3 protein-coding genes are annotated in these 3,977 nt (G+C 28.7%); all 3 read left to right on the top strand.

From position 1 onward, the window contains the following. Window positions 1-31 precede the first annotated feature (31 nt). The 3 genes from ACHZC3_RS06395 to ychF all read left to right on the top strand — a co-directional run bounded on the left by ACHZC3_RS06395 (window position 32) and on the right by ychF (window position 3,844). Window positions 32-1,192, top strand: coding sequence for a hypothetical protein (locus tag ACHZC3_RS06395; protein WP_394759044.1), 1,161 nt, complete (start codon window positions 32-34; stop codon window positions 1,190-1,192). Between the two features lie 248 nt (window positions 1,193-1,440). After that, complete coding sequence (locus ACHZC3_RS06390; protein ID WP_394759043.1) at window positions 1,441-2,655, top strand: hypothetical protein; 1,215 nt, start codon at window positions 1,441-1,443, stop codon at window positions 2,653-2,655. Window positions 2,656-2,749: 94 nt separating this feature from the next. Further along, the gene (ychF, locus tag ACHZC3_RS06385; RefSeq protein ID WP_394759042.1) at window positions 2,750-3,844 is read left to right on the top strand and encodes a redox-regulated ATPase YchF; all 1,095 of its coding nucleotides are present in this window, start codon (window positions 2,750-2,752) and stop codon (window positions 3,842-3,844) included. Window positions 3,845-3,977: the final 133 nt, after the last annotated feature.

Raw genomic sequence — 3,977 nt, 5'->3', positions numbered from 1 at the left:
TTTTTGTTAAATTTGAACAAACAAAAGTAATATGAAGAAATTTTTATCTTTTATATTGTTATTTATTAGTGGTTTTGTCTATTCTCAAAATATCGAATTTGCAGTCATTGTAAAAGATGTGGAAACGGGTATGCCTATTGATGAAGTAACCATAACTTCCCTGAAAAGTAAACAAGGTTTTTTAACTAACAAAAATGGTGAGGCAAATATTAATTTGTCGAGCGAATCTGATTTGCAATTCGAGCATTCAATGTATAAAACTTACATTGTAAAATACGCTGAGTTAAATAAAAAAATTAATGAAGTTTATCTTGAGAGTAATGCAAAACGATTAGAAGAAGTTATTTTAACTAGTGATTCTCCTCAAGAAATTTTGAAAAATTTAGTGCAAAACTCACTGATTAAAATAACTGTACCTGTTAATCTGAAAGTTTATTTAAGAGAGTTTTACAAAAAAAATGATCAGATTATTTTTTTTAATGATGGATTAATTAATTTTCAAATTGCTGGAAACTCAAAAAATATTAAAACTGATATTTTAGTAGAACAAAATAGAGCAGTTGGACTTTTAGATGGTGATATAGATGCAGAACTTTTAGGTTACGATTTAAATAATATAATAGAAAATTATTATCAGTTTAAGTATATAGACGAAATTCTTGCATCAAACGCAAAACAGAAGTATGATTTTCAAATTAAATCATTTCCTAGTAATGAGGATTTTCTTGTAATTAAAGTAACTCCAATAGAAGAAGTAAGAGGAGTTTTGTCGGAATTTACAATTGTTTATGATAGAAATAAAATGATTATTATGGAAGTCAGTTCTCTAGTTCCAGATTCTCGACTAGAAGATTTACGACAATCTTTTTTAGGAAGTAGTAAAATTTTTAAATTAGAATTTAAAAATACTTTTAGAACAGATAATGATCTCTATTATCTAGCAAACTCTAAGGAAGTAATTGCATTTGAAAAAAAATACAAAAAGCAAAACAGAAGAATAGAAGTAAATAATCACATGATAATAACTAACTTTGATAAAGAACTTTTTAAATACAATGATAAAAATATTTTCAAAGACAAATCTCTAATTAATAAAAAAACTTCATTTTTTACTAATTATTGGGATTTCGAATCAGGATTTGTTTCTACAAAAGAAGAAAAAGATATTATCGAAAAATTATCTACTCAGTAATTAAATTTTAGATTAGAAGTGTTTATCATTTCCCTTTTTATACTTTGAATCTTAATAAGATTTAAAGTATATTTGCACACTTTTAAAACAAAACCATAATGAAAGCAGGAATTGTAGGATTACCAAACGTAGGAAAATCGAGTTAACTAGATTTTTAATAAAAAACGTTTGTCTGTAATGATGTTTTCAAACAAAATATTCTTAAAATTCATTTATTTTTTTAGTATTAATCATTTTAACAACAAAAAATGTCAAAAAAAGTCATCTATTTATTTCTAATATTGCTATTGTCGAATTATACAATCATTGGACAGAATAACAAACTTAAAATACTAGTTATTGTTAATGGAGAAAATAAATTAAGAATTGAACTGAATAATACTCCTTTTGTAGGAGGAGGATTATTAGGTGTTCTAATATCAAAATCGGCTCAAGATGCTTCTAATGATCGAAATTCAGAAGAATTGCAAAAATTATTAAGTGATTTTACAACTTACAAATCAGAGCACGTCAATCATATCATAGAGGATTTTAATTCTAATAATGTCAATTTAGATATAACTTGTTTAAACAAAAAAGAGGCGTTAAAATATTTCTCATCTCCAAACGATTTAAAACTTGATAACAATAAATTAAAAACTGATGGTTGGGAAAATGTCATTCTTATTGATGAAGAATTAGGTTACTTCAGAAGTGAAGCAAAAAGCAACAATAATGAAAGTCTTTATCATATATTTATTTCGGCAAACATCATAGTATATAATACGGTTAATAATAAGAAGATTGGAACTTTTAAGACTGTAAATTTAAAAAGAGATAAATCTTATAACGAAAATGAAATAAAAACAAATAAAACAATTTTACCAGAAAATTATATTTCAATATACAAAAATATTAATCTTTCAATATACAATAGACTTTTAGGAGGAGATTTCTTTCATAAGATGGTTAAATCGGAAAATTTAAATAGTAGCTTTCCCTCTGTAAGAACAGCGGTAAAAAAATACGCAAAATCTTTTGAATTTAAAGCACCTCAAATCGAAGGTTGGCGAGAATTCCCAACAGGAAATGATTTATTATTTATTCATGCACCAAGAAAAGACAAAACCGTTTTTGCAATCACTACTGAAATTGATTTTGCGATTGAGGAATTAGGACAAAAAGATTTGTCCACTGAGGAATATGCTTCAAAAACTATTAGTAGGCTAAATGACAGTAATTTTGAGTTAAATATAACTGACCAATTGCCAAGTTTAAACATTGGTAAAGAATGGATAGTATACATGGTTAATGTTCCAAATGGTAAAAGTATAATCGTGCAAACAAAAATGGATAATTATTTTGTTTCGCATCATATATCGCTTATGAAAGAAGATTACAAACTACTTTTTAATAAATACAAAACAGATATTGAAGACTATTTAACTAAATTTATTTTATTTGAAAAGCCTATTCAAAAATAGATTAGAATATAAATTGACTATATTTGCACACCAAAATATTTTGTAGAATTAAAATGCTTGTACGGCTTAGTACATTTGCACCAAAATTAGTAAAATGAAAGCAGGAATTGTAGGATTACCAAACGTAGGAAAATCGACTTTATTTAATTGTTTGTCAAACGCAAAAGCACAAAGTGCTAATTTTCCGTTTTGTACTATCGAACCAAATATTGGTGTGGTAAACGTTCCTGATCCAAGAATAGAAAAATTAGAAGAGTTGGTAAAACCAGAACGTGTTCAAATGGCGACTGTCGATATTGTTGATATTGCAGGACTCGTAAAAGGAGCAAGTAAAGGAGAAGGTTTAGGTAACCAATTCTTAGGAAACATAAGAGAATGTAACGCAATTATTCACGTTTTGCGTTGTTTTGATAACGATAATATTATTCACGTAGACGGAAATGTAAATCCAATTCGTGACAAAGAAACTATCGATATCGAGTTGCAACTAAAAGACTTAGAAACTGTCGAAAAACGTTTAGAGAAAGTAAAACGTGCCGCAAAAACTGGAAACAAAGAAGCGATAGTTGAGGAAGGATTATTAAATAGAATTCGAGAAACTTTGCTACAAGCAAAATCGGCAAGAACTGTTGAGCCAAAAGGTTATGAAGAAGAAGAATTATTCGAATCTTTTCAATTAATTACATCAAAACCAGTATTATATGTTTGTAATGTCGATGAAGATTCGGCAGCAACAGGAAACAAATATGTAGACCAAGTTCGTGAATTAGTAAAAGACGAAAACGCAGAAGTTATCGTTTTAGCAGTTGGAACCGAAGCCGATATTACTGAATTAGAAACCTATGAAGAACGCAAAATGTTCTTAGAAGATATGGGATTACATGAGCCAGGAGCATCAGTACTTATTCGTGCTGCTTACAAATTATTAAACCAACAAACTTACTTTACTGCAGGTGTAAAAGAAGTGCGTGCTTGGACAATAAACGTAGGTTCAACGGCACCACAAGCTGCTGGGGTAATTCATACTGATTTTGAAAAAGGATTTATTAAAGCGGAAGTGATAGGGTACAATGATTTTGTAACGCTTGGTTCAGAATCTGCTTGTAGAGATGCTGGAAAATTAAGAATTGAAGGGAAAGAATACGTTGTTGCTGATGGCGACGTAATGCATTTTAGATTTAACGTTTAAAAAGAAATAATTAGATATGGCTAAAGAAGCTAAATACGACGAAAGTAGTATCAAGTCGTTAGACTGGAAAGAACACATACGTACCCGCCCCGGAATGTATATCGGGAAATTGGGTGATGGTTCTTCTTTTGAC

Source organism: Flavobacterium sp., from assembly GCF_043720215.1.
Classification (GTDB): Bacteria; Bacteroidota; Bacteroidia; order Flavobacteriales; family Flavobacteriaceae; genus Flavobacterium.
The sequence above is the reverse complement of the archived record's forward strand: the minus strand, read 5'-3'. Positions and strand labels throughout refer to the sequence as shown.

Coding starts and splice junctions, on each gene's coding strand:
- ACHZC3_RS06395 (WP_394759044.1), top strand. CDS start 32: ATGAAGAAATTTTTATCTTTTATATTGTTATTTATTAGTGGTTTTGTC.
- ychF (WP_394759042.1), top strand. CDS start 2,750: ATGAAAGCAGGAATTGTAGGATTACCAAACGTAGGAAAATCGACTTTA.
- ACHZC3_RS06390 (WP_394759043.1), top strand. CDS start 1,441: ATGTCAAAAAAAGTCATCTATTTATTTCTAATATTGCTATTGTCGAAT.